At 65.7% G+C, this 18,334-nt stretch carries 20 protein-coding genes; 10 read left to right on the top strand and 10 right to left on the bottom strand.

Annotated elements, in window-relative coordinates; translation table 11 throughout:
* Positions 1 to 27: 27 nt before the first annotated feature.
* Positions 28 to 915, bottom strand: coding sequence for a LysR family transcriptional regulator (locus tag F462_RS08925; protein WP_038053411.1), 888 nt, complete (start codon positions 913 to 915; stop codon positions 28 to 30).
* Between the two features lie 120 nt (positions 916 to 1,035).
* On the opposite strand from F462_RS08925, the gene F462_RS08920 reads away from it, so the two are divergent.
* The 4 genes from F462_RS08920 (at position 1,036) to F462_RS08905 (ending at position 3,776) form a co-directional block, all read left to right on the top strand.
* Positions 1,036 to 1,485 (top strand): DoxX family protein, encoded by a 450-nt coding sequence (locus F462_RS08920; protein WP_019024868.1) that lies wholly within the window; start codon positions 1,036 to 1,038, stop codon positions 1,483 to 1,485.
* A gap of 73 nt (positions 1,486 to 1,558) precedes the next feature.
* Positions 1,559 to 2,251 (top strand): pirin family protein, encoded by a 693-nt coding sequence (locus tag F462_RS08915; RefSeq protein WP_038053408.1) that lies wholly within the window; start codon positions 1,559 to 1,561, stop codon positions 2,249 to 2,251.
* Between the two features lie 26 nt (positions 2,252 to 2,277).
* Positions 2,278 to 2,862 carry an NADPH-dependent FMN reductase gene (locus F462_RS08910; protein ID WP_038053406.1) on the top strand — a complete coding sequence of 195 codons (585 nt, stop codon included), beginning with the start codon at positions 2,278 to 2,280 and terminating at the stop codon, positions 2,860 to 2,862.
* Complete coding sequence (locus F462_RS08905) at positions 2,862 to 3,776, top strand: pirin family protein (protein WP_038053404.1); 915 nt, start codon at positions 2,862 to 2,864, stop codon at positions 3,774 to 3,776. Before F462_RS08910 ends, F462_RS08905 begins: the two co-directional genes overlap by 1 nt.
* 50 nt (positions 3,777 to 3,826) lie before the next feature.
* Here F462_RS08905 and F462_RS08900 read toward each other — a convergent pair whose 3' ends face one another.
* Both F462_RS08900 and F462_RS08895 read right to left on the bottom strand, forming a co-directional pair.
* Positions 3,827 to 4,573 carry an RES family NAD+ phosphorylase gene (locus F462_RS08900; protein WP_038054928.1) on the bottom strand — a complete coding sequence of 249 codons (747 nt, stop codon included), beginning with the start codon at positions 4,571 to 4,573 and terminating at the stop codon, positions 3,827 to 3,829.
* Between the two features lie 12 nt (positions 4,574 to 4,585).
* Positions 4,586 to 4,945: an MbcA/ParS/Xre antitoxin family protein gene (locus F462_RS08895; RefSeq protein ID WP_038053401.1), complete on the bottom strand. Its 360-nt coding sequence runs from the start codon at positions 4,943 to 4,945 to the stop codon at positions 4,586 to 4,588.
* Positions 4,946 to 5,148: 203 nt separating this feature from the next.
* On the opposite strand from F462_RS08895, the gene F462_RS08890 reads away from it, so the two are divergent.
* Positions 5,149 to 5,475 (top strand): DUF3634 family protein, encoded by a 327-nt coding sequence (locus F462_RS08890; RefSeq protein ID WP_038054926.1) that lies wholly within the window; start codon positions 5,149 to 5,151, stop codon positions 5,473 to 5,475.
* Positions 5,472 to 5,822 (top strand): GIY-YIG nuclease family protein, encoded by a 351-nt coding sequence (locus tag F462_RS08885; protein WP_038053397.1) that lies wholly within the window; start codon positions 5,472 to 5,474, stop codon positions 5,820 to 5,822. Before F462_RS08890 ends, F462_RS08885 begins: the two co-directional genes overlap by 4 nt.
* Before the next feature lie 21 nt (positions 5,823 to 5,843).
* Here the strand turns inward: F462_RS08885 and F462_RS08880 are convergent, their stop codons facing one another.
* Entirely contained in the window at positions 5,844 to 6,425 is a 582-nt protein-coding gene (locus F462_RS08880) for a Spy/CpxP family protein refolding chaperone (RefSeq protein ID WP_038053394.1), read from the bottom strand.
* A gap of 191 nt (positions 6,426 to 6,616) precedes the next feature.
* On the opposite strand from F462_RS08880, the gene F462_RS08875 reads away from it, so the two are divergent.
* The 3 genes from F462_RS08875 to F462_RS08865 all read left to right on the top strand — a co-directional run bounded on the left by F462_RS08875 (position 6,617) and on the right by F462_RS08865 (position 10,314).
* Positions 6,617 to 7,978 carry a GntP family permease gene (locus F462_RS08875; protein ID WP_018140382.1) on the top strand — a complete coding sequence of 454 codons (1,362 nt, stop codon included), beginning with the start codon at positions 6,617 to 6,619 and terminating at the stop codon, positions 7,976 to 7,978.
* Positions 7,971 to 9,122 (top strand): glycerate kinase, encoded by a 1,152-nt coding sequence (locus tag F462_RS08870; protein ID WP_081911386.1) that lies wholly within the window; start codon positions 7,971 to 7,973, stop codon positions 9,120 to 9,122. The genes F462_RS08875 and F462_RS08870 overlap by 8 nt, the downstream gene beginning before the upstream one ends.
* An 88-nt stretch (positions 9,123 to 9,210) precedes the next feature.
* A complete protein-coding gene (locus F462_RS08865) occupies positions 9,211 to 10,314 on the top strand; it encodes an alkene reductase (protein WP_038053388.1) in 1,104 nt (367 codons plus the stop codon).
* A 166-nt stretch (positions 10,315 to 10,480) separates the two neighbouring features.
* Here the strand turns inward: F462_RS08865 and parE are convergent, their stop codons facing one another.
* Entirely contained in the window at positions 10,481 to 12,367 is a 1,887-nt protein-coding gene (parE, locus tag F462_RS08860; protein ID WP_018140385.1) for a DNA topoisomerase IV subunit B, read from the bottom strand.
* Between the two features lie 220 nt (positions 12,368 to 12,587).
* Here parE and trxA point away from each other — a divergent pair, with 220 nt between their 5' ends.
* Positions 12,588 to 13,463: a thioredoxin gene (trxA, locus tag F462_RS08855; protein WP_038053384.1), complete on the top strand. Its 876-nt coding sequence runs from the start codon at positions 12,588 to 12,590 to the stop codon at positions 13,461 to 13,463.
* Positions 13,464 to 13,719: 256 nt separating this feature from the next.
* Here the strand turns inward: trxA and F462_RS08850 are convergent, their stop codons facing one another.
* From F462_RS08850 to F462_RS08830, 5 genes are all read right to left on the bottom strand, one after another.
* Entirely contained in the window at positions 13,720 to 14,121 is a 402-nt protein-coding gene (locus tag F462_RS08850; RefSeq protein ID WP_038053381.1) for an OsmC family protein, read from the bottom strand.
* A gap of 53 nt (positions 14,122 to 14,174) precedes the next feature.
* Positions 14,175 to 14,888 carry a DsbC family protein gene (locus F462_RS08845; protein WP_038053379.1) on the bottom strand — a complete coding sequence of 238 codons (714 nt, stop codon included), beginning with the start codon at positions 14,886 to 14,888 and terminating at the stop codon, positions 14,175 to 14,177.
* 121 nt (positions 14,889 to 15,009) lie between these two features.
* Positions 15,010 to 15,915 (bottom strand): site-specific tyrosine recombinase XerD, encoded by a 906-nt coding sequence (gene xerD / locus F462_RS08840; RefSeq protein WP_038053376.1) that lies wholly within the window; start codon positions 15,913 to 15,915, stop codon positions 15,010 to 15,012.
* A gap of 3 nt (positions 15,916 to 15,918) precedes the next feature.
* On the bottom strand, positions 15,919 to 16,731 hold the full coding sequence (locus tag F462_RS08835) for a slipin family protein (protein WP_018140390.1): 813 nt from the start codon (positions 16,729 to 16,731) through the stop codon (positions 15,919 to 15,921).
* A 38-nt stretch (positions 16,732 to 16,769) separates the two neighbouring features.
* Positions 16,770 to 18,332: an NfeD family protein gene (locus tag F462_RS08830; protein ID WP_081911385.1), complete on the bottom strand. Its 1,563-nt coding sequence runs from the start codon at positions 18,330 to 18,332 to the stop codon at positions 16,770 to 16,772.
* Positions 18,333 to 18,334: the final 2 nt, after the last annotated feature.

The following is an 18,334-nucleotide window of genomic DNA, read 5'->3' as shown; positions in this document are numbered from 1 at the left end:
CCAAGCGATCCCAGGCCCGAAAGGACCCTAGCGCCCGCCCAGACGCTCAGCCAGGAAGTCGATCAGTGCGCGGGTCTTGGGCAGGAGGTAGCGGCGGCTGGGGTAGACGGCGTGGATGCCGAGCGTGGCGGTTTCCCAATCCGGGAGCAGCGCCTGCAGGGCGCCGGTTTGCAGATGCGGCTGCAGCAGGAATTCCGGCTGGTAGACGATGCCCTGCCCGGCCAGGGCCGCGGCGACGCAGGTCTCGCCGTTGTTGCTGCGCAGCACGGGGCGGGTCGTGACCGCGATCGGCCCGTCCGGGCCCGTTAGGGTCCAGTCGTCGCCGGTCGCGTGGTAGCTGTAGGCGATGGTGGCGTGGTCCGCCAGCTCGCGCGGGTGTGCGGGCAGACCGCTGGCCGCCAGGTAGTCCGGCGCGGCACAGATGCGCATGCGCGTGGTCGCCAGGCGGCGCGCGACCAGGCTGGAGCTGTCGAGCGTGCCGATGCGCACGGCCAGGTCGAAGCCTTCGTCTACCAGATCCACCGAGCGGTCGTTCAGGGTGACGTCCAGTTCCACCCGGGGATGCCGCGCCGTGAAGGCGCCCCACAGCGGCGCCAGGTGCTGGATGCCGTAGCTCACCGGGACGTTGATCCGCAGCCGCCCGCTGACGGCGGTGCCGCGCTCGCTGATCTCGCCCTCGGCGGCGGCCAGTTCCTCGAGCAGCAGCGTGCTGCGCCCAAAGAAGGTCTCGCCCTCGCTGGTCAGCGACAGTCGTCTTGTCGTGCGGTGCAGCAGCCGCGCGCCCAGCCGTTCCTCCAGGCCGTTCACCGCGCGCGAGACGGCCGCCTTGGACAGGCCCAGCGCCTCCGCCGCATGCACGAAGTGCCCGGCCTCGACCACGGCCACGAAGATCTGCATCTGCTGGAAACGATCCATTGTTTCTCTATATGCAACTATATGTGCCTTTTATAGCCGTTTATTGCTCATAAAGAAATACCCAGACTCTCCCTGACCGGCCAGAAAGCCGGCCCTCGCAAACCATCCAGGAGAGTCAAAATGAATTCGTCCTTCATGCAGCAGCTGTTTGGCACCAACGCCGGCTGGGCCGCCCTTGCCCTGCGCATCCCGGTCGGGATCATCTTCATGGCGCATGGCGCGCAGAAACTGTTCGGCTGGTTTGGCGGTCACGGTCTGGAGGGGACCGGCCAGTGGATGGCCTCGATCGGGCTGGAGCCGGGCTTTCTGATGGCCCTGCTGGCCGGCGGCGCGGAGTTCTTCGGCGGCCTGGCCCTGATCATCGGCCTGCTGGTGCGCCCGGCGGCGGCCGTGCTGGCCTTCACCATGGTCGTGGCGATCTTCGCCGTGCACTTCGAACATGGCCTGTTCATGAGCAACAACGGCTACGAGTTTGCGCTGTCGCTGCTGGCCGTCTCCGTGGCACTGGCGATCAGCGGCGCCGGGCGGGCCTCGGTCGACAACCGCCTCGCCGGGGCGTACCGCGGCTAGCCGCATTATCCCATGCCGGGCCATCTGGACCGGCATGGGTCACCTGATGGGTAGCACCCGGGAGGAGGACACCATGATCACCCTGCGCCCTAGTGCCGAACGCGGCCATGCCCTGCACGGCTGGCTGGATTCGCGCCACAGCTTCTCGTTTGCCAGTTACTTCGACCCGGAGCACATGGGGGTCTCCGACCTGCGCGTGCTGAACGAGGACCAGGTCGCCCCGGGTGCCGGCTTCGGCGCCCACCCGCATCGGGACATGGAGATCATCACCTGTGTGCTGGACGGGGCCATCGAGCACCGGGACACGATGGATCACCAGACGCGGCTGCGCGCCGGCGAGGTCCAGGTGATGAGTGCGGGCACGGGCATCCGGCACAGCGAGTTCAACGCCTCGACCACCGATCCGCTGCATTTCCTGCAGATCTGGATCATCCCGAATCGCAAGGGTGGCGAACCGCGCTATGCCCAGAAGGATTTTTCGGGTGCCGGCGGGATCGCCCTGCTGGTCTCGCCCGATGGCCGGGACGGCTCCCTGCCCATCCGGCAGGACGCCTGCATCCACAGGCTCCGGCTGGCACACGAGACCACGCGGTTTCCGGCGGACCCGGGCCGGGTCTATTACGTACAGATCACCCGGGGCGAACTGGCCCTGAACGGCCAGACGATGGCCGCCGGCGACGGCGCCACGGTCCGTCAAGAACACGGGCTCGAATTCACCACCGACGGCAAGGCCGAGGCCTTGCTGTTCGATCTGCGCGGCGGCTGATGCCGCCCTCTCCAGAGGAGAAACCCATGTCACTGCAGCTTCAGACCATCATCGCCAGCACCCGCCCGGGCCGTATCGGCCCCTCGGTGGGCGACTGGTTTCATGCCCTGGCCATCGAGCACGGCGCGTTCCAGAGTGAGCGGGTCGACCTGGCGGACTTCCAGCTGCCAGTCTATGACGAACCTCAGCATCCGCGCACACAGCAGTACGAACACGAACATACCCGGGCCTGGTCGCGCAGCGTCGCGCGCGCCGACGCCTACGTGTTCGTGATTCCCGAGTACAACTACGCGGCGCCGCCGGCGCTGATCAACGCCCTCGACTACGTCTATACCGAGTGGAACTACAAGCCCTGCGCGTTCGTGAGCTACGGCGGCGCCTCCGGCGGGCTGCGTTCGGCACAGATGGCCCGGCAAATGGTGACGGCGCTCAAAATGATGCCGATCCCGGAGGGCGTGATGATCCAGATGCCCTGGAACCACCTGGACGACGAGCGGCGATTCGTCCCTGAACCGATGCATGATGACTCCGCCCGGGGCATGCTGGAAGAACTGGCGAGATGGGCCCGCGCCCTCCAGCCCATGCGCGACACGACACCCGGAGCCCCCTGATGAGCAACACCCTGGAGACCACCGAACAGCCCTGCACCGCCTCGCCTGCCCCCTGCGCGGCCATCGAGACCGTGCTGCAGCCCCGCGAGCGCGACCTGGGCGGCTTCTCCGTGCGCCGGGTGCTGCCCACCGCACAGCGCCGGATGGTCGGACCGTGGATCTTCTTCGATCACATGGGCCCGGCGCGCTTCCCCGCGGGCGAGGGGATCAACGTGCGCCCGCATCCGCATATCGGGATCGCGACGGTCACCTATCTGTTCGAGGGCGAGATCCTGCACCGCGATTCGCTGGGTTCACTGCAGGCGATTCGACCCGGGGATCTCAACCTGATGGTCGCCGGCCGCGGCATCGTCCATTCCGAGCGCGAACGCCCGGAGATCAGCGCCAGGGAACACACCCAGCACGGGCTGCAGCTCTGGCTCGCCCTGCCGGAGGCCGACGAGGAAACCGACCCCGCGTTTCATCACTATCCGGAGCAAACGATCCCGACCGTCACCGTCGACGAGGTCCCCGTGCGCGTGATGATGGGCAGCACCTACGGCGTGCAGTCGCCGGTGCGGGTGTTCTCCGAGACGCTCTATCTGGAGGCCCGCCTGCAGCCCGGCCAGACCCTGACTCTGCCCGATGCCGACGAACGCGCGGTCTACGTAGTATCCGGCGAGCTGCGCGCGCAGGACACCGCAATGCCGACCCACTCGATGACGATCTTCTCCGACCAGCCCGGCATTGCCGTCACCGCCACCACGGCCACGACCATCGCCCTGGTCGGCGGCGCCCCCGTGGGTGAGCGCCACATCGAATGGAACTTCGTCTCCAGCCGCCGCGAGCGCATCGAAACGGCGAAAAGGGACTGGCAGGACGGCCGCTTCCCGAAGGTCCCGGGCGACGATCACGAGTTCATCCCACTGCCCTGAGCGCCGCGGGGCAGGCATGCTCTGTGCCGATCGGGGTACGGGGAAAGTGCTCAGGCCGGAAGCGGCAGGCGGCCCTGATAGAGGAACTGGCTCAAAGGAAAATCGTACAGGGCGCCGTCGCGGGGCTTGAGGAAGCGGACGTGTTCGGCACTGAGCTGGCACAGCCAGGCGTCCTGGCGGGTGGGCCGCAGGCGGGTGAACGGGCGCGGATTAAACAGCGCCAGATTGAGGCCGCCATGCGAATCGCGGGCGGAGGAGTACTCGAACAGGTCGATGCCGCTCTTGCGCAGGGCCGCGCCCAGGGACTGGGTCGCCTGGTAGTCCGCGGGATGGCGCAACGGCTCCGCATGGACGGCGAAAGGCGGCTGGTGGAGCCGCAGGCCGTTGGAGCTCTGATAGCGCGCGGCGAACAGGGTGTGCTGGGTATCGAGCTTACCCGGCGGCGGGCTCGCCATACCATGCCAGAACACGAAGCGGTAGTAGGCGGCCTCGGCCAGGACGGTACGCTCGCGCAGGGCACCGTAGAACAGACTGGGCTCGTGGCGACGGCCGAAGCGCGACCCACGACGCAGCGGCGGGTAGCGAAACGGGGTCGCCAACAGGTAATGCAGCCGTTCGGTGCCCGGACGTCGGGACGGCTTCGTGGCCTCCAGCATTTCCTCCAGTACGGCCTGACGGTCAAGCGTGGCCACCAGCTGGTTGGTCGCCACCTGCTCCTGGCTCTCGACCAGGCGCAGGGCCTCACCTCTCAGGGTAACGCGCGGCGCCGCACGGACCAGGGCCTCCCAGTCTGGCAAATCAAGCATCTTTCATAGCTTTCCGCGGATCGCGTCGAGATACTCGAGCACCGCCACCAGCCCCTGGACCGTGCGCACCTGCTCGGCTGGCACACCCCCGGTATGGTCGTTCTGCGTGTGCATCCAGTGCTTCATCGCGGCAGCATCCCCGCCGGTCAGGACATACAGGGCGCGATAGCAACGGATCAGGAGCAGAGCCAGCTCGCCGGGTTTGCTGGCCGGATCGATGTTGCCACGGCTGATGTCCGTGCGGCCACGACCGATCACCTCGCCCAGGACCGCCTGGGTCAAACCCAACGCCTTGCCGGCATTGACCAGCGCCTCGCGCAGAACATCGGCACGTTCCGGGGCCAGGACTTCTGCAGTACTCATGGCTCACCTCCGGACAAGCTCACTTTCGAACACTCTATCACCTATTGTGCATATTGCACATCATTACCTGGCGATGTTCTGGTTGCATCCCAACCGATGTGCGGACGTCCATCCAGCCAGATCACCGCGGCCGCATGCTGCAATGCTACGATCGGCGCAATGGATTCACGCTGCCCGGCCGGGCCACCAACGGAGAGGAATCGATGCTGATCTCGCTGCTTTTGATGATTGCGCTGCTACTCATCGCGGGCGCCCTGCTGATCTGGCAGGCGAGCATCATCTTCAGCCTGGACATCAATGGCGGGAAGCTGCGAGTACGGCGCGGCGATCCACCGATGAACTTTGAACATGCGGCGCGGGATGTCGTCCGCCGCTACGGCATCGAGAAAGGCCGTCTAACGGCTACGCGCACCAGCAAAGGCCTGAAGCTGCGCAGCTCGCCCTCCGTCCCGAAGGAGGCGCACGCGGAGTTGCAGACTGCACTTCAGCGCGTGAAGGTGGGCCGCAAACGGCGCAAGAAACGCCGGTGACCCGGCCCCGCCTCGCAACACCCTTTACCGCCGCCCTCGGCGCGGACAACGCCCGCCACTGCGACACCTGGTACGTCTATCTGCTGGAGTGCCAGGGCGGGCGCATCTACACCGGAATCACACCCCATCTGGCGGCACGGATGGCCGCCCACGCCGCCGGGCAAGGCGCACGTTTCACCCGCATGCACAAGCCGGTGCAACTACTGGCGTCTCGCGGCTTTGCCTCTCGCAACGAGGCCCTGCGGGAGGAATACCGAATTAAACAAACGCCACCGCATACCAAACGCACGCTGGCTCGCCAATGGGCCGCCGAGAACATGATCGACTGGCGTCCGGACCGATCCTGATCAACGACTCTCCTACAGCCATCAGTGGTGGTGCCCGCCGTGCCCGTGATGGTCGCCATGATGGCCGCCACCAGAATGCCCGTCGGCATCACCGTGATAGCCCCGGGCGTGCCGGTAGCGGGCCTTCTGTTCCTCGTTGAGCAGCTCGTCCGTCTGCAAGTGGTAGGACAGGTGCAGATGACGCAAGCGGCCCTGTAACTCGCCAATCTCGACGGTCAATGCCTCAATGACATCGCTGGTGATGCCGCCTTCGGCAAAGCGCTCGTCCAACTCCCGCTCACGATCCACGATACGTTGCCCGAGCTCGCGGGCCTGCTCGCGCATGGTCTCGAACAGTTCTTCGGTCTCTTGCCGCTGTTCATCCGAAAGGTCCAGCTGCTCGGCGACCTCCAGCACGTGCAGCGGTCCCGGGTAACCATGCAACTCAGCCGGTAGGGCCATACCCATGCCACGCCCTTTCAGAAGATCCTCGGTTTCCTGCGCCGACAGTGCCTTGATCTCGCGCTCCTGCAGCTCCGCATAGGGGTTGGCCGCGACTGCCCCGGCACACGTGAACGCTAGAACAACACCGGCGAACCAGAAAAAAACGACTGAACGCTGCATCTCGGGAACCTCAGTAGGAAGGTGACGCTCGCATTGTAGGCGGGCCCAGGTGAGAGCACATACAAACCGGCTGGGTCCGCACATGGGAGCGATGTCGGTCCAAGCGCACCGTCGCTGGAAAACCCGTCCCCCAAATCGCGATCGGACGTCTAGACTCCGGGACGATACCCACAACAATAAAAGGACGCGTCATGCTGATTATCGGATTGATTGTGGTCGTGGCCGCGCTGGTTTTCGCCACTGCAAAACTGCGCGTGCATCCATTCCTGGCCCTGCTAATCGCCGCGTTCGTGATGGCCATCATCGGTGGCATTGCCCCGCGCGAGGCCATCAGCGCCATCAACGATGGCTTCGGCAACACCCTCGGCTACATCGGTATCGTGATCGCCCTGGGCACGATCATCGGGGTCATCCTGGATCGCACGGGCGCCGCCGTGGTGATGGCCGAGGCCATCATCCGGGCGCTATCCGATCGCTTCCCCAACCTGACGGTCTCGATCATCGGCTACATCGTGTCCATCCCTGTATTCTGCGACTCGGGCTATGTGATCCTGAACTCGCTGAAGAATGCTCTGGCCAAGACCGCCGGCATCTCGGTGGTCGCCATGAGTGTGGCTTTGGCGACCGGGCTTTTCGCCACCCACAACTTCGTGCCGCCCACCCCCGGCCCAATCGCAGCGGCCAGCAATGTCGGCATCGCCGATGCCCTGGGTCTGGTGATCCTGGTCGGTCTGTTCGTCTCGGCCGTGGCGGCTGCCGTGGGCTGGCTGTGGGCCAGTCGCTACACCCACGCCAATGACGATGAACTCCTGGAACAGGACCCGATTAGCGAGGCCACCGGCCAGGAGATCCAGAAGGAAGAGATCAAACTGGAGCACCGGCCGACCACCCTCGGGGCCTTCATGCCCATCCTCGCCCCCATCGTGCTGATCTCAATTGGCTCTATTGCTTCGCTTGCGACCCGCGAAACCGAACCCGGGTTGTTCGCCGACGTGCTGATTTTCCTCGGCACCCCCGTGGTGGCCCTGGCAGTCGGTGTGATCTTCGCACTGCTGCTGATCAAAGGGGCCGGTATCAAGGACCGCTTCCACCAGATGACGGTCGACGCGATTCTGCTGGCCGCTCCGATCATCCTGATCACCGGCGCTGGCGGGGCCTTCGGCAACGTGTTGAGCGAGACCCCGATCGGTGACCAGCTCGGCGACATGCTGAGCGGTCTGGGCCTGGGTCTGCTAGTGCCGTTCCTGATCGCGGCCGCACTCAAGTCCGCGCAGGGTTCCTCCACCGTGGCCCTGGTGACCGCGTCCAGCATGATTGCGCCGATGCTGGCGTCGCTGGGCCTGGACTCCACCATGGGCATGGTCCTGGCCGTGATGGCGGTGGGTGCCGGTGCGATGACCGTCTCGCACGCGAATGACAGCTTCTTCTGGGTGGTTACCCAATTCAGCCGCATGAAGGTGTCGACCGCGTACAAGGCCTTCACCACGGCCACCCTGCTGCAGGGCATCAGCGCCATGATCACCATCTACATCCTGGGGTTGATCTTTGTCTGACACCCTCCGGGTCGTCGTTTGCCCGGACAGCTACAAGGGGAGCCTGGAGGCCGAGGAAGTGGCAGCCGCGATGGCCCGTGGCATCCACGCGGCTCGGCCCGATGCCCGGGTGCGCTCGCTGCCGATGGCCGATGGCGGTGAAGGCACCGCGCGGCTGGTCAGTCACACCCTGGGCTGGGCCTGGCATCTGTCGGACGTGACCGGCCCCACTGGCGCACACCTGAGCGCCGGCTGGGGCTGCGATCACCGCGATCGCCGCGCGGTGATTGATGTCGCCTCCGCCTGCGGCCTGGACCGTATACCCGACGACCGGCACGACCCCTGGCAACTCCACACCGTGGGGGTTGGCGAACTGATCCAGGCGGCCCTGGACGCCGGTGCAGGACATCTACTGATTGGCCTCGGCGGCAGCGGCACGGTGGATGGCGGCGCGGGCCTCCTCGCTGCCCTGGGCGTACGCTTTCTGGATGCCGATGGCCAGCCGCTTCCGCCTCATCCGGCAGGGCTAGCAGCACTGGACCGGGTGGACTTCGAGGGTCTCGACCCGCGCCTGGCAGAGGTCGACATCACCGTGTTGAACGACGTGGACAACCCGCTAACCGGGCCGCATGGCGCAGCGGCCGTGTTCGGGCCCCAAAAGGGCCTCAAGGCCGAGGACATCCCGGCGATGGATGCCTACATGGAACGCCTCGCCGGGGCCATCGAGGCCGCCGGACATCTTCTCCGTCCAATCGACACGCCAGGTGCCGGGGCGGCCGGTGGCCTCGGGTTCGCGCTGGACTGCGTACTCGACGGCCGCGCGCGCATGGGCGCGGCCTACCTGGCCGATCTGATCGGGCTGGACGCGGCCATCCATGAGGCGGACCTGGTGATTACTGGTGAAGGCCAACTGGACGGTCAGACCTCGCATGGCAAGGTCGTCGCCGAGGTCGTCGCCCACGCCCGAGCACTGCAGGTGCCGGTGGTAGCCGTGGCCGGTTCCATCGCCTGCGATGAAGCCGAGATGGCCGCCTTTGGCCTGCACGACGCGCGGGCCCTGTGCGACGGCAGCATCACCCTGGAAGAGGCCCTGGCCCGCCCTACGCACTTTGTTGCCGAACGCACCCGCGCCCTGATCCAGGCCTTTACGGACAGGGCCGACTAAGTACCCACCCCCCACGACCAGGCGGAACATGTGAGTGTGTCTCCGGTCCGACTGCCTGCACGGACCCACCCCACATGGAGATACCCCAATGACCCAACAGGATGACGCCCTTTTCCGCCCCTACACCCTGGGCCCGCTGGAGTTGCCGAACCGGGTATTGATGTCCCCGTTGACCCGCTCGCGCGCCGCGCAACCGGGTGACATCCCCACCGACCTGAACGCGGAGTATTACGCCCAGCGGGCAGGTGCTGGCCTGATCATCGGCGAGGCCACCCAAGTCTCGCCGCAGGGCAAGGGGTATGCGTTCACTCCGGGCATCCACTCGCCCGAACAGGTGGATGGCTGGCGCAAGGTCACCGACGCAGTGCATGCTGCGGGCGGGCGGATTCAGGCACAGTTGTGGCACGTCGGCCGGATCTCGCGCCCGGAGCTGCAGCCGGGCGGTGCACAACCCGTGGCTCCCTCCGCCGTCCAGCCCGAAGGCGCCTATACCTTTATCAGCGCGGAATCCGGCATGGTCGAGGTCCAAGAACCGCGCGCACTGGAGCTCGACGAGCTACCCGGTATCGTGGAGCAGTACCGGCAGGGCGCACAGAACGCGAAGGCCGCCGGTTTCGACGGCGTGCAGATCCACGCGGCCAACGGCTACCTGCTGGACCAGTTCCTCCGCAGCGGCAGCAACCACCGCAGCGATGCCTACGGCGGCTCGGTGGAAAACCGCATCCGCCTGCCGCTCGAGGTGGTCCAGGCCGTGATCGAGGTCTGGGGCCCGGAGCGGGTCGGCATCCGCGTCAGCCCCACCGGCAGCTTCAACGGCATGCACGACGACGACCCGCTGGCCACCTACAGCGCCTTCGCCCAAGCCCTGGACGCCACCGGCATTGCCTACATCGAGGTGGTAGAAGACTCCTTCCAGGGCAACCACGAGACGGGCCGCCCGGAGTCCATCATCGACGCGATCCGCTCGCGCTTCAGCCGCACCTACATCGGCAACGGCGCCTACACCGCCGACGAGGCCCGCCGGCGCATCGCGGCCGGGCGCTGCGACCTGGTCACCTTCGGCCGACCATTCATCGCCAACCCCGACCTTGCCGAACGCTTCCGCCAGGACGCCCCGCTCAACGAATGGGACGAGTCCACCTTCTACGGCGGCGACCAGCACGGCTACACCGACTACCCCACGCTAAGCTAATCGACGGGCCCCGAACCAATTTGCGCGCCCCCTTCAGCGGCCCATTTTCGATGGCCTCATCGTGGAGCAACCCGCGGACGGCCGCCACAGTCGGAAGAAGAGCGGCTGCTCGTCACAATGGTAAGGGTCGGCCACCGCCGTGAGGTCGATCGCTGAACCGCTGTTGTCAGACTTCGACGTCGGCCAGGTGGCCCTTGCCTTCGAGCCAGGCGCGGCGTTCGGAGGCGCGTTTCTTGCCGAGCAGCATGTCCATCAGCTGGAGGGTGTCGTCACTGGCATCCAGCGTGAGCTGTACCAGCCGCCGCGTGTCCGGATTCATGGTGGTCTCGCGCAGTTGCAGTGGGTTCATCTCGCCCAGACCCTTGAAACGGGTCACGGAGACCTTGCCCTTCAACTTCTCCGCCTCGATGCGTTCCAGTACGCCGGCCTTCTCGTCGTCGTCCAGGGCGTAGAAGGTCTGCTTGCCGACATCGACGCGATACAGCGGCGGCATGGCGATGTAGACATGCCCGCGCTCCACCAGCGGGCGGAAGTGCTTGAGGAACAGTGCACACAGCAACGTGGCGATATGGGCGCCGTCGGAGTCGGCATCCGCCAGGATGCAGACCTTGCCGTAGCGCAGTCCGTCCAGGCTGGCCTGCCCCGGGTCCACGCCCAGCGCCACGGAGATGTCGTGGATCTCCTGCGAGCCTAGCACCTGGTCGGGATCGACCTCCCAAGAGTTCAGGATCTTGCCGCGCAGCGGCATGATCGCCTGAAAGTCGCGGTCGCGCGCCTGCTTGGCGGAGCCGCCGGCCGAGTCACCCTCGACCAGGAACAGCTCGGTGCGTTCTAGATCCTGGCTGGCACAATCCGCCAGCTTGCCCGGCAGGGTCGGGCCCTGGGTGACCTTCTTGCGCACCACCTTGCGCCCGGCGCGGCTGCGCTTTTGCGCGTTCTGGATCGCCAGTTCGGCAATGCGCTCACCCTGCTGCGGGTGCTGGTTGAGCCAAAGGCTGAAGGCGTCCTTGACCACGCCGGAGACGAACGGTGCGGCCTGACGCGAAGACAGGCGCTCCTTGGTCTGCCCGGCAAACTGCGGGTCCTGCATCTTGAACGACAGCACGCTGGCGACCCGCTCCCAGACATCCTCCGGCGCCAGCTTGATCCCGCGCGGCAGCAAGCTGCGAAACTCGCAGAACTCGCGCACCGCGTCGGTGAGACCGGTGCGCAGGCCGTTCACGTGCGTTCCACCCTGAGTGGTGGGGATCAGGTTCACGTAGCTCTCGCTGACGACCTCGCCGCCCTCCGGCAGCCAGGTCACGGCCCAGTCGGCAGCCTCGGTGGCCCCGGAGATCGACCCCATGAACGGCTCCTCCGGGACGCGCTCCAGGCCGTCCAGTGCCTCCACCAGGTAGTCGCGAAGCCCCGCCTGGTAGCACCATTCGCAGGCCTCGCCGGTGGTCTCATCGCGGAAGGTGACGGTCAGGCCCGGGCACAGCACGGCCTTGGCGCGCAGGATGTGCTTGAGTTTTGGCACCGAAAACCGGGATGAATCGAAGTACTGCGGGTCGGGCCAGAAGTGCAGCGTGGTCCCGGTATTGCGCTTGCCGACCTCGCCGACGACCTCCAGATCCTGCGTCTTGTGCCCACCCGCAAAGGCCATGTGGTATTCGCGCCCGTCGCGCTTGATCTGGATCTCGAGCTTTTGCGACAGGGCGTTGACCACCGACACGCCCACCCCGTGCAGGCCGCCGGAGAACTGGTAGTTCTTGTCCGAAAACTTCCCGCCCGCATGCAGCGTGGAGAGGATCACCTCGACGCCGGGCCGCTTCTCGCGCGGGTGCAGGTCCACTGGCATGCCACGCCCGTCGTCGCTGACCGAGACCGAGTCGTCTTTGTGAAGGATCACGTCGATGCGCTTGGCATGGCCACTGATCGCTTCGTCTACCGAGTTGTCGATCACCTCCTGGGCCAGGTGATTCGGACGGGTGGTGTCGGTGTACATGCCCGGGCGCTTGCGCACGGGGTCCAGCCCCTCAAGGACCTCGATATCGGATGCGGAATAGCTCACGTAGGGTTCCTTTATTGATCGCGCCTCTTGGCGGCACGGCCTGCTCAACATCCCCCGTCATTGCGAGGAGCGAAGCGACGAAGCAATCTCCCCAGACTGCCCGCTCGTCGGACTGTGCGCAGCGTACCAAAGCCTGCAGGGGAAGGGCTGCTTGCAATCCCGGGGACGATCCCAACAATGCAGTCCAGATTCCGTATTCACGTGTTTCAGGAGGGTTCCCATGGCAGAAGCCGCAAGCGCGACCGGCGACGACATCCTCGACGTCACTCAGGACAGCTTCCAGCAGGCGGTGCTGGACGAATCCCACCAGCGGCCGGTGGTCGTGGACTTCTGGGCCGCCTGGTGCGGCCCCTGCCAGCAACTGATGCCGCTATTACAGCAGCTTGCCGCGCAGTACGCCGGCAAGTTTCGTCTCGCCAAGGTCAACAGCGACGAGCAACAGGCGCTGGCGCAACAGTACGGCGTCCGCAGCCTGCCCACGGTGATGATCTTCCGCCACGGCAAACCGGCCGACCAGTTCATGGGCGTGCAGCCGGAATCGAACATCCGCGCGATGATCGACCAGCACCTGGAGAAGCCCTCTGACAAGCTGATCGAACAGGCGCGCGAACAGGCCAAGGGCGGCGATGTCGACGGCGCACTGGCGACACTAAAGGCCGCGCTAGAGCAAGATCCCGACAACGGCGACCTGCGCATTGAACTCGCCCGGGCCCTGGCCCAGTCCGGAGACCCCGACGCGGCCGAGTCCGAGCTCGCCAAGCTGCCGCTGGACCAGAGCGAGAAGGAAGAGGCCAAGGCCCTAAAGGCCCGCTTGGTGTTTGCCAAGACGGCCGCCGGCATCGACCCGCAGGCCGTCGCCCAGGAACTGAAGGGCGACAGCCCGCGGCCCGAGGCGCTGGAACAGATGGCGGCCTACGCGATGCTCTCGGGCCGGGCTGAAGAGGCACTGGCGCTGTACCTGCAGCTTATGAAACAGCACCGCAGCTACAACGACGGTGCCGGCCAGAAGGGCCTGCTCGCCGCCTTCGAGGTACTCGGCAACGATCACCCGCTGGTCGGGCAGTTCCGCCGGCAGATGGCCTCGCTGCTGTATTGACCGGGCTCCGGTTGCCGCCACAGCTCCTCGCAAACGGGTACGGCTTCGAAGTCGCCCCATCGGCCAGAGGGCTGGCCTCCTGCAACACGCGGCAAGCCCAACCCCGTAGGAGCCGAGCCCTCTCGGCGATCGAGCGCTGGTCAACCACCATCGATCCAAGCTTCCCCTGCGACGGGAACCGCGGCGTGCAGGTCAAGCACGGGCAGGGGCTTCGCGAGCAAGCTCGCTCCCACAGAGGGCGCCCCGGCGGCAGCGCCTATTGACTGGCGACGACCTCGCCAGTCAATTCGGTGCCGGCGGCGAGGGTCGGGTAGATCGTGCCCTTTTGCACGTTGCGGTGCAGGATCTCGAGCATCTCCTCGTCGGCATCGGTGTCGACTTCGACGCGATACTCGATCTTCGCCATCGCAGGCGGATCGTCCTGACGCCAGCCGCGTAACTGAATGGAAAGGCTGCCCACCTCGATGCGCAGCATCGGCAGGGCACGCTGAATCCCGCGCACCATGCAGGCGCCCAGTGATGCCAGCAGCAGCTCCGGTGGACTCAGCGCGTCGGCGCGCCCATCCATGTCGGTATCCAGCGTAATCTCGGCCTGCTTGGCACGTGCCAGGCTGCCGTGGGCATCCACCCGGTCGACGTTGAGTTGATATTCCAGCATGTCGTCTCCACCCGCGACCCGGATCGCACTGCGGTCCGGCGGGGCACGGGGAATCAGTTGCTGCCGAGGATGCGCTCGATCACGGCCTGCGGTTCCTGATAACCGGAGAGCTGCTGACCACCCTCGGTGATCAGGGCCGGGGTACCGCGCAGCCCGAGCTGCTGGCCCATGGCCATGTGCTGATCCTGCGGCGTGGTGCAGCTGCCGTCGATGTCGTTCAGCTTGTCGCCCTCCTTGGCCCGGTCCATGGCCTCTTCGCGATCATCCGCGCACCAGATCCGGTCCATGATCTCGGGCGAGTCGCGGCCCAGTACCGGGAACATCAGGTAGCGGACCTTGATCCCGGCCGACAGGTACTCCGGGAGATCCTGGTGGATTTCGCGGCAATAGGGGCAATTCGGGTCGGTGAAGATGTTCAGAACGCCCTTGGTGTCGCCGTTCGGCGAATAGGTCACCAGCTCGTTGTCCTCGATCGCGGCGAACATATCGGCGCGCACACCGCTCAAGGCAGACTGCGTCAGGTTTTCGCGGGTCTCCAGATCAACGAGATTGCCCTGCATCAGGTAACGGCCGTCTTCCGAGACATAAAAGATATCGGTGCCGTAACGCACCTCGTAGATACCGTCCATCGGGGTCGACTGGATGCTGTCGAACTCGGCATCCGGGATCACCCGGGCCATGTATTCCTCAATGGCGTCCGTGGCCAGGACTGGGGTGCTGATGACGGCCAGGGCCGCGGCGAGGGGAAGAGCGCGTTTCAGAAACATGGATTCTCTCGTGGCTGTAGAACAAAACGGGGGCAGTTTAGCAGGCCCGCAGGACGGCCCTGTGACCGCTGACCGGGAGACACCGGCGAACCCGTGTCTCCCGGGATCGGAGTAATAGACGTCAGCCGCGGGGATGATGTTCCGCGTGCAGGCTTTGCAGGCGGGCGCGTGCGACGTGGGTATAGATTTGAGTGGTCGACAGGCTGCTGTGCCCCAGCAGCATCTGCACCACGCGAAGGTCCGCGCCGTGATCCAGCAGGTGGGTCGCGAACGCATGGCGCAGCGTATGTGGCGACAGCGGTGATTCGATGCCCGCACGCTGCGCATGGGCCTTGATACGGTACCAGAAGGCCTGGCGGGTGAGCCCGCGCCCGCGCCGGGTCACGAACACCGCCTCGCAAGGCGGGTGTCCGTCCAGCAGGTCAGGGCGCGCCTCGCGCTGGTAACGGGCCAGCCAGTGGCCCGCCTCCTCGCCCAGTGGCACCAGGCGCTCCTTGTGACCCTTGCCGGTGATGCGCACCACGCCCTGACGGGCATTTACTTCCGACTGCTCCAGGCCCACCAGCTCCGAGACCCGCAAGCCGGTGGCGTACATCAGCTCCAGCATCGCGCGGTCGCGCAGGCCCACCGCATCCTCGAGATCGGGCGCCTGCAGCAGCGCCTCCACCTGTGCCTCGGACAGGCTATCCGGCAATGGGCGCCCGGCACGGGGCGACTCGATCCCGGCGCTGGGGTCGTCCTCGCGCTCGCCCTGCTGGACCAGGTAGCGATAGAAACGCCGGATACTGGAAAGCGCCCGGGTAATAGACTTCGGCCGCGCACCGGCCTGCATACGACTGCTCACGAAGCCCAACAGGTCGGCCGCCTCGGCCGTCTCCAGGGCCGTGTCCCGCTGCTCCAGCCAGTGTGCCAGCGCTGCCAGATCGCGCCGATAAGCGACAAGGGTGTAATCGGAAAGACCCTCGACCGCCCAGAGTTCGTCCAGGAAGCGGTCGAGGGTGGGTGATGTCGCCGTAGCGGCGGTCACGCCCTACTGGCCATCCGGCTTCCCGGTATTGCCCGGGGCTTCCGGGTTCTCCGCGCGGAACTTGCCCGCCAGGTTTTCGAACACCTTGGTCAGTTCCAGCGGCAGCGGGAAGAAGATGGTGTTCGCATGGCCGTTGGAGGACATGTCGGACATGGTCTGCATGTAGCGAAGTTGCAGCGAGGACGGGCTGGCCTCCATCTGCTGGGCGGCCTGCACCAGCTTCTCCGCCGCCTGCAGCTCGCCCTCGGCGTGGATCACCTTCGCGCGGCGTTCGCGCTCGGCTTCCGCCTGCCGCGCGATGGCGCGGATCATCGAATCGTCCAGATCGACATGCTTGATCTCGACGTTGGTGACCTTGATCCCCCAAGCATCGGTCTGCGCGTCGAGGATCTCCTGGATGTCACTGTTGAGCTTGTCGCGCTCGGAGAGCATCTCGTCAAGGTCGTGCTTGCCCAGTACCGAACGCAGTGTGGTCTGCGCCAGCTGGCTGGTGGCGGCGTAGTAGTCCTCGACCTGGATCACCGACTTGGCCGAATCCACTACGCGGAAGTACAACACGGCGTTGACCCGAACAGTCACGTTGTCCTGAGAGATCACGTCCTGGCTAGGCACATCCAGGGTGATGATGCGCAGGTCGATCCGAACCATCTGCTGAATGCCCGGGATGATGATGATCAGACCGGGGCCCTTGACCGACTGGAAGCGACCCAGAAAGAAGACCACACCGCGCTCGTACTCACGCAGCACCTTGATCGACATCACGAGGATGGCAACCAGGATGACTAGCGGGACGACAAAGAAACCGAGATCGTTCATGTCCTGCTCCTCTTACGTTGTGAGTTTCGCGTGACCGTTCAACCGGCCGAAGCGGAACCCTGTGTGTCCTCTGCAGTCGCGGGTTCGACCTGCAGCTTGAGCCCTTCGATGGCGGTGACGCGCACCTTCTGCCCCTGGCGCAACGGAACCGATGTTTCGGCGTTCCACTGTTCGCTGTGGACCCAGACCCGGCCGCTGCGCTCAAAGTCTTCGCGCGCCTCGCCGATCATGCCGATCATCTCTTCATAACCCGTGGCCGGCTTCTTGCCCCGCAGGCTGAACAGGCGCCCCAGCACCCAGACAGAAAGGATGCCGATGGCGATGGCCGTGCCGATCACCAGCGGTAGGGCCACGTTCAGGTTGGGGTCGTCCCACAGAATGATCGAACCGGTCGTAAACGCCACGATACCTCCTATGCCCAACGCCCCGAAACTGGGCACAAAGGCCTCTGCAATCATGAAAATCATGCCCAGCAGCATCAGTGCCAGACCGGCGTAGTTCACTGGCATCACCTGCAAGGCAAAGAAGGCCAGGATCAGCGCAATCGAACCAATCACACCGGGATAGATCGCACCCGGGTTGGCCAGCTCGAAGATGATGCCGTAGATCCCCAGCAGCATCAGGATGTAGGCGATGTTCGGGTTGGTGATGACGGACAGCAACTGGGTGCGCCAGTCCGGATCCATGCGTTCTATGCGCAGCCCCTCGGTAGACAGCGTACGCTCGCCGTCGTGCATGCGCACCGTGTGCCCGTCGATCTGCACAAGCAAGTCGTCCAGGTTGTCCGCCACGAAGTCGATGACGTTCTGCTCCAATGCGGCGGTTGCGGTCAGGTTGGAGCCTTCACGGACGGTCTCCTCCGCCCAGTCGGCATTGCGCCCATAGCGCTCGGCCAGGCCGCGGATATAGGACACCGCGTCCTCCAGCACCTTGCGTTCCATCGCATCGTCGCCGCGGCGCGGGGCCGGGTCGTCCTCCAGCAGTTCCTCCTCGCTAGCGGGTTCGACCTCGCCGTTGGCGGCTCCATTTTCATCCGCGGGCTCGTCCGCCGCGTCCGTTTCGTCGTCGAGCGCCTCGCCATCGGCCTCATCGGTTTCCGTATCGTCGCGCGCGTCCTCGTCCGGCTCCGGCGGGTCCATGCCCGGGAGCCCGCCGCCGCCCATCTGCACCGGGGTGGCCGAGCCTAGGTTAGTGGCCGGAGTCATGGCAGCGACATGCGATCCATACAGCATGTAGGTGCCCGCACTGGCCGCCCGCGACCCGGACGGATAGACGTAGGTCACCACCGGCACATCAGACTGCAGGATATTCTTGATAATACTGCGCATGCTGGAGTCCAACCCCCCGGGGGTATCCAGCATCAGGATCATGATCTCTGCGTCTTCCGCCTCGGCGCGCTCGATACCGCGACGGATGTAATCGCCGGTGGCCGGGCCGATCGCATCCTCCACCGTTAGCAGCAGACCATGGCGATCGCTGGTGTCGGCCATGCTGGCCGCCACCAGCGATCCCGCGCCGAGCAGCAGGCAGGCCAACCACAAGCAATGCCGCCAGAAACGCCAGCCTTTCCACGTTGCCTTGGGCCCAGATGAAACCCGCATGG

It is taken from the genome of Thioalkalivibrio sp. ALJ1 (assembly GCF_000745395.1).
In the GTDB taxonomy this organism is placed as follows: domain Bacteria; phylum Pseudomonadota; class Gammaproteobacteria; order Ectothiorhodospirales; family Ectothiorhodospiraceae; genus Thioalkalivibrio.
Note: the sequence above shows the minus strand (reverse complement) of the source record. Positions and strands in the feature narration are given on the sequence as shown.

Excerpts from the sequence above, each read along its gene's own strand:
- trxA (WP_038053384.1), top strand. The coding sequence starts at position 12,588 with ATGGCAGAAGCCGCAAGCGCGACCGGCGACGACATCCTCGACGTCACT.
- F462_RS08865 (WP_038053388.1), top strand. The coding sequence starts at position 9,211 with ATGACCCAACAGGATGACGCCCTTTTCCGCCCCTACACCCTGGGCCCG.
- F462_RS08905 (WP_038053404.1), top strand. The coding sequence starts at position 2,862 with ATGAGCAACACCCTGGAGACCACCGAACAGCCCTGCACCGCCTCGCCT.
- F462_RS08835 (WP_018140390.1), bottom strand. The coding sequence starts at position 16,731 with ATGAACGATCTCGGTTTCTTTGTCGTCCCGCTAGTCATCCTGGTTGCC.
- F462_RS08915 (WP_038053408.1), top strand. The coding sequence starts at position 1,559 with ATGATCACCCTGCGCCCTAGTGCCGAACGCGGCCATGCCCTGCACGGC.
- F462_RS08880 (WP_038053394.1), bottom strand. The coding sequence starts at position 6,425 with ATGCAGCGTTCAGTCGTTTTTTTCTGGTTCGCCGGTGTTGTTCTAGCG.
- F462_RS08850 (WP_038053381.1), bottom strand. The coding sequence starts at position 14,121 with ATGCTGGAATATCAACTCAACGTCGACCGGGTGGATGCCCACGGCAGC.
- F462_RS08920 (WP_019024868.1), top strand. The coding sequence starts at position 1,036 with ATGAATTCGTCCTTCATGCAGCAGCTGTTTGGCACCAACGCCGGCTGG.
- F462_RS08890 (WP_038054926.1), top strand. The coding sequence starts at position 5,149 with ATGCTGATCTCGCTGCTTTTGATGATTGCGCTGCTACTCATCGCGGGC.
- F462_RS08910 (WP_038053406.1), top strand. The coding sequence starts at position 2,278 with ATGTCACTGCAGCTTCAGACCATCATCGCCAGCACCCGCCCGGGCCGT.
- F462_RS08845 (WP_038053379.1), bottom strand. The coding sequence starts at position 14,888 with ATGTTTCTGAAACGCGCTCTTCCCCTCGCCGCGGCCCTGGCCGTCATC.
- F462_RS08875 (WP_018140382.1), top strand. The coding sequence starts at position 6,617 with ATGCTGATTATCGGATTGATTGTGGTCGTGGCCGCGCTGGTTTTCGCC.
- F462_RS08830 (WP_081911385.1), bottom strand. The coding sequence starts at position 18,332 with ATGCGGGTTTCATCTGGGCCCAAGGCAACGTGGAAAGGCTGGCGTTTC.
- F462_RS08925 (WP_038053411.1), bottom strand. The coding sequence starts at position 915 with ATGGATCGTTTCCAGCAGATGCAGATCTTCGTGGCCGTGGTCGAGGCC.
- F462_RS08895 (WP_038053401.1), bottom strand. The coding sequence starts at position 4,945 with ATGAGTACTGCAGAAGTCCTGGCCCCGGAACGTGCCGATGTTCTGCGC.